The organism is Globicatella sulfidifaciens DSM 15739 (assembly GCF_900167405.1).
Taxonomy (GTDB): domain Bacteria; phylum Bacillota; class Bacilli; order Lactobacillales; family Aerococcaceae; genus Globicatella; species Globicatella sulfidifaciens.
The window spans coordinates 1-5187 of the sequence record NZ_FUWO01000034.1 but is presented as its reverse complement, the minus strand read 5'-3'; the positions used below and the strand labels follow the sequence as shown (position 1 = coordinate 5187).

The window sequence follows — 5187 nt, the reverse complement described above, 5'->3', positions numbered from 1 at the left end:
AAAACCAACCACCGTATCGGGTGACCATCCATCTTCTAACATCTTTTGATCAGCCCAATCAATAAAGTCAGTGGAATCAACCCATTTTGGACGTCTTCCTGAATTTTTACGTAAGTCTTCATAGCGTGATTGTGCAAGTTTTGGGTCGTAAACCTGGTAGGTATAAGTATAAACTTTACCCCCTTGTTTTTGACGACGGATTTGACGAATTGTCCCACGTTTTATTTCATTGTTGATTGTTTGTGGGGCATGTTCAATGGATTTGGCAATGTGACGATTTGAATAGTTTTCATGTACCAAAATTGAAATTTGACACCGTTCTTCATAGGTGAGATGTTTGCCTTTATGTGATGATGTGCTAGAATTAGTATGCGTCATGTGATTTCATCCTTATTTATTGAGAGTGTGGTAACTTCAATAATAACATGAAATTCACATGGCGTTTTTTTATTTAATTGGATTTTTTGAAGTGGTTAACTTCATTATAAAATCCGCCATAAAATAATAATTGATAAATTCCATATAATTGTGTAAAAAGAAAGGGGCACTAATCCCTCCATAACTGGCACAATGTTTTTAGGAAAAATAATCAAACTAGGAGGAATCAAATGACCCAAGTTCATTTTACACTAAATCCAGAAGTAATTTAAAACTTAACTGACGTAGAAGTGAAAGACAACATGTCTAAGAGTATTCTAACCAAGGTATTTAATCAACTGATGGAGAAAGAACGGGATGAATACTTAGATAACGAAGCCTATCAACGCGATCCCAATAGAATGACTTTAGGCTGGGCAAAAACTTTTTAAATTCTGTTCAGACATATCTATTTATTTCAAAGCGCAGTGGTTGAGTGGTCTCAAACTGCGTCTTAATGACTTGCTTGGGACCTACTCAACTGTGCGGGGGTGGGCAGACGAAGCGAAAATCGACTGATTTTCTACTTCTTGCCCACTCCCCGTGACTACACAACACTATTCGGAACATTAAACCTCAGAGTGCCAAGAACAAGAGATGGAAGGTTTTCAACAGAAATCTTTGAACGCTATCAAAGAAATGAAAAGGATCTTCTGTTAACCATACTTGAAATGTACATCCAAGGTGGCTCTACAAGAAAAATTTGGAAAAATATTATTGAAGAAAACATTCCAAATGCTAAATTTTTATATCAACAGGATAATGATACATTTATGGAAATCTCTCGATATTCAAGTTTTCCATTTTTTTCTACCAATCTTACTAAAAAACTATCTAATTTTAGACCTACCCTACGTACTGATTCTCTAAGAATTACTGATACAGTAGCAACATTAAAACTATATGCTAATTTTTTACATGATAACAAACACATTTTAATGCCGACGATTGATCATTTCAAAGCTTTGCTTCAAGATTTATAATAGTGTCTCTATCAATGATAAATTACACAAGGCCAAAAAAACACCTCATCAATTTTCCGTAGAAAACGATGAGGTGTTTGATTATTTATTCAGTGATTATAATTTAACGATATTAGTCGCTTGTAAACCACGTTGACCATTTTCAATGTCATATGACACTTGTTGGCCTTCTTCTAATGATTTGAATCCAGAACCTTGAATTTGAGAGAAATGTGCAAAAACGTCATTTCCGTCTTGTCCTGTAATGAACCCAAAACCTTTATCTGCATTAAACCATTTAACTGTACCATTTTCCATGTGTAAATCCTCCTGTGTGCCTCTTAAGCACTTGATATTGCAATAACAAAAATAAATTTAAAGATATGATTTACAAATGAATGGAAAAAATATTTTAATGCTTGATTTCTTTACTACTTCTATAGTATAACATGGATTTTCATATAAAGATACAACTATTAATATTTATTTGAAAACTTAAGAAATCACTAAGACGAAAACACCCTCCGAAAGTGAGTGGTAGCAGCCTTCTAGCTCCCATTCTTTGTGATATACCAAAATATTCTTACGTAAAACATAATGTTTCAAGCACATTATAGCCAGTCTTTTTATCCCTGATGCTTCAAACCCGGACCATAATCTATCCATCTTTGATAATAATCGGACTGATCAACCAAAATATTTACCCGATATTCAAACAGAAGAGCAGATCATCGTTTACTGCTATTCCATCCTTTTCAATTGGTAACAACCATTGACCACGAATTAGAACATCCATTGACCATGCTCTAACCACCTTATTTTACATCTAATAGGCGAATATAAGTAATTCATGCAATTACAACTATAAAATCGGTTTAAACAACCTGTTCTTGCTCATACAAATATCGATAATAGCTCGCTTGTGCCACCAGCTGCTCATGTGAACCTGATTCAATGATTCCTTTATCGGTCAAAACATAGATTTTATCAGCATTGCGAATCGTGGACAAGCGGTGAGCAATGACAATGGTCGTCCTGTTTTTAGTTAAGGTCTCAATCGATTGTTGCACAATTTTCTCACTCACATTATCTAAAGAACTCGTAGCTTCATCTAAAATAATCAGTTCCGGGTTCCTCAATAACATTCTGGTGATACTAATCCGTTGCTTTTGCCCACCCGATAATTTGGCCCCTTTTTTACCTAAAATAGTATGATAAGCATCTGGCAATTCCGAAATAAATTCATCTACATTAGCAAGTTTGGCTGCTTAAATAATTTCTTCTTGAGTCGCATCAGGTTTGGCTAGTTTAATATTTTCATAGGCGAAGTAGAATAGATGTAAACATCTTGTTGCACTAACCCGATTTTTGATCGTAAACTCGCCATCGAATAATCTGAAAGGGGAATTCCATTAATATTTATCGTACCTTGACTCACTTCATAAAAACAATGATGGAGTCGATTATTAAACATGACCATCAGGTTAAGGAATAATTTGATTCAAAAGATTATCTTACTCAATAATAACCGATACTGATAGAAAACTATTTTTCCGCCAGTACCTTTGGTCAAAATGCTTATGCACCTAATTGATTAAAAAAGCACAAAAAAACACCCCAACGATTTTACTCGCTGAGGTGGATAAGTTATCTAATGATTATAGTTTAACGATGTTAGTCGCTTGTAAACCACGTTGGCCTTTTTCGATGTCATATGATACTTGTTGGCCTTCTTCTAATGATTTGAATCCAGAACCTTGAATTTGAGAGAAATGTGCAAATACATCATTTCCGTCTTGTCCTGTAATAAATCCAAACCCTTTATCTGCATTAAACCATTTAACTGTACCGTTTTCCATGTGTAAATCCTCCTGTGTGCTTCTTAGGCACTTGATATTGCAATAACAAAAACAAATTTTAAAGATATGATTTACAACTGAATGGAAAAAATATTTTAATGCTTGATTTCTTTACTACTTCTATAGTATAACATGGATTTTCATATAAAGATACAACTATTAATATTTATTTGAAAACTTAAGAAATTACTAAGACGAAAACACCCTCCGAAAGTGTGTGGTAGCACCCTTCTAGCTCCCATTATTTGTGATATGCCAAAATATTCTTACATAAAACATAATGTTTATAAAGAGAATTTCCACGTATTTTTCCCATTTGCATTTAATTAATGTGTTTTTATTAATTGAAATACGATGCTTATGAAGTTTAACACTTTTCAGTTTGGCTATTTCACTCGTTCACTATGAATTTTGCTTTCTAGAGTATCACCCCTTCAAAATGACGAATTCAATTTATTAATCCCCGAAACATCAAAAAAACACCCCAACGATTTTACTCGCTGAGGTGGATAAGTTATCTAATATTAAAGTTTAACGATGTTAGTCGCTTGTAAACCACGTTGACCATTTTCAATGTCATATGACACTTGTTGGCCTTCTTCTAATGATTTGAATCCAGAACCTTGAATTTGAGAGAAATGTGCAAAAACGTCATTTCCGTCTTGTCCTGTAATGAACCCAAAACCTTTATCTGCATTAAACCATTTAACTGTACCATTTTCCATGTGTAAATCCTCCTGTGTGCCTCTTAAGCACTTGATATTGCAATAACAAAAATAAATTTAAAGATATGATTTACAAATGAATGGAAAAAATATAATTAATTAATTTCTTTACTACATACTTAGTTTAACACTTATTTTAAGTCTTGTATATAGTATTTGTAAAATAATTGAAAAAAGAACGGTTTATGTTGAAAGTTTCACTATATTTTCACTCAAAAATCATAATCTTAATGTAAATGCCATAAATAACACTGGGAAAAATTCACAGATTTGAGGTGCACGCATGTTCAACTCCCCTTCTCCACTCCGATATAATGAAAATAAGCTGTGTACAAAAGACCGTAAACACATAACCAACCATCCTTCCCCACTCTCTCAAGCCCTTCTACAAAAAAACGCTCAACGATTTGATGATAGTCGTTAAGCAGCTTTCCATAAAGAAACTGAATTATTTTAATAAAGCATTGTCATAGATGGTATAATCACAACGGTAAATAAATAAGTATTTCCCATCGACGATTAAGCCGGTTGATTTTGGTACATCAGTTTTAAAGTAAGAAACATTATTACCTGAATACACGGCTAATGGAGTCCCATTTTGACTACGGATTAATACCGTCTTTTTCTTACCAAAGAAAGATTGCCCTAATTGGTTTTGCATACGAGAAATAAATGGTAAATTCGAACGCGAATCATATAATTCTACCTTATTAAGAATTTCCATCGTTAAGTCATTTAATCCTGTTTCGGCTGCGATTAAAGACGAGCCAACATGAGTCATCGTATGGCCACCAATTTGAATATTTAAAACATGTGAATCGCTATTGGAATCACCTTCATGATTAGTCGAATCAAATTCTGTTTCGCGTTCAATCGATACAGATTTACCTGTGATTGAATCGATTACTTGCGCTGTATCATCATATGTTTGCACTGTCATTGTTAAACCAATAAAATCTTGTTTAAAACCCGAGATAAATTCACTGATTGCCTGACAGCCTGATAATAATATCACTGAGACTAATAGCACAGTAATTTTGTTAAAATAGGATTTTTTCATGATTCACGCTCCTGATTATTGTTCTTAAATCTATCATACCATGTTTTCAATCAACTACTCTCTGTTAAAATAGAGAGTTTGTCCTAAACATGGTGGTTGTACAAACGATGTCATATCTCCAACCGTTTAAAGACACTAAGGGATGGTTGACTGGCACCCCATCA

6 protein-coding genes and 1 pseudogene are annotated in these 5187 nt (G+C 33.7%); 1 reads left to right on the top strand and 6 read right to left on the bottom strand.

Features of this window, described 5'->3' with window-relative positions:
- Positions 1-378 (bottom strand): helix-turn-helix domain-containing protein (locus tag B5D12_RS09925; protein WP_143412097.1); only part of this gene is annotated, 378 nt, incomplete at its 3' end.
- A 290-nt stretch (positions 379-668) separates the two neighbouring features.
- On the opposite strand from B5D12_RS09925, the pseudogene B5D12_RS10755 reads away from it, so the two are divergent.
- Positions 669-1142 (top strand): annotated as a pseudogene (locus B5D12_RS10755) (transposase); the annotation flags it as partial.
- Between the two features lie 354 nt (positions 1143-1496).
- On the opposite strand, the gene B5D12_RS09915 reads toward B5D12_RS10755, so the two are convergent.
- From B5D12_RS09915 to B5D12_RS09895, 5 genes are all read right to left on the bottom strand, one after another.
- Positions 1497-1697 (bottom strand): cold-shock protein, encoded by a 201-nt coding sequence (locus B5D12_RS09915; RefSeq protein WP_078756648.1) that lies wholly within the window; start codon positions 1695-1697, stop codon positions 1497-1499.
- 557 nt (positions 1698-2254) lie between these two features.
- Complete coding sequence (locus tag B5D12_RS10330) at positions 2255-2617, bottom strand: ATP-binding cassette domain-containing protein (protein ID WP_268762624.1); 363 nt, start codon at positions 2615-2617, stop codon at positions 2255-2257.
- A 420-nt stretch (positions 2618-3037) separates the two neighbouring features.
- Positions 3038-3238 carry a cold-shock protein gene (locus B5D12_RS09905; protein WP_071408769.1) on the bottom strand — a complete coding sequence of 67 codons (201 nt, stop codon included), beginning with the start codon at positions 3236-3238 and terminating at the stop codon, positions 3038-3040.
- Between the two features lie 524 nt (positions 3239-3762).
- Complete coding sequence (locus B5D12_RS09900) at positions 3763-3963, bottom strand: cold-shock protein (protein ID WP_078756648.1); 201 nt, start codon at positions 3961-3963, stop codon at positions 3763-3765.
- A gap of 448 nt (positions 3964-4411) precedes the next feature.
- Positions 4412-5023, bottom strand: a complete 612-nt coding sequence (locus tag B5D12_RS09895; RefSeq protein ID WP_078756647.1) for a DUF5052 family protein — start codon at positions 5021-5023, stop codon at positions 4412-4414.
- Between the last annotated feature and the right edge of the window lie 164 nt (positions 5024-5187).